Genomic DNA, 542 nt, shown 5'->3' with positions numbered 1-542 from the left:
ATATCAGCAACACGTTTATTACGATGTTCAGTGGATTCACCTTCTTTGAAATCAGTCTCTTCAACTTTAACCGGTTCATCAGTTTTAGGAAGAGTTTCTTCAGCAGGTTTAGCTTCTTCAGCAGGCTTAGTTTTAGGTTTCTGAGGAACACCTTCTCCACGAGGAGCAGGAGCTTCTTCAGCTGATGGTGCAGCAGCAGGTTCTTCTGCACGACCTTTCGGTTTAGTAGACATCTGTGCAGCACGACGATTAGCTTCTTCAGTAGACACTGGCTCAGGTTGCGTCGGCGCTGGTTGCGCTTCTTCCGGTACGGTTGGAGCAGTTTCTTCTGGAGCAGCAGCTGGAGCTTGTTCTTCAGGTACTGGTTGTTCACCCAAACGCTGTTCAGGACGTTGTGGTACACCCTGCCCTGTAGGCGTCTGTACGGCCTCTGGAGCGGTTTGCTGTTCAGGTAATGTACTTGGACGATTGATACCCTCATAAGGCGTTACAGGCTGTTCTGGAGCTTCTGGTGGCACTTCTGCTGGAGGAGTCTCAACTGG

Annotated in this window: 1 pseudogene; it reads right to left on the bottom strand. The window is 50.0% G+C overall.

The features are described 5' to 3' along the window. A pseudogene (locus tag N1032_RS27385) lies at positions 1 to 542 on the bottom strand (hypothetical protein); the annotation flags it as partial.

The organism is Herbiconiux daphne, assembly GCF_024979295.1.
Classification (GTDB): domain Bacteria; phylum Actinomycetota; class Actinomycetes; order Actinomycetales; family Microbacteriaceae; genus Herbiconiux; species Herbiconiux daphnes.
Note: the sequence above shows the minus strand (reverse complement) of the source record. Positions and strands in the feature narration are given on the sequence as shown.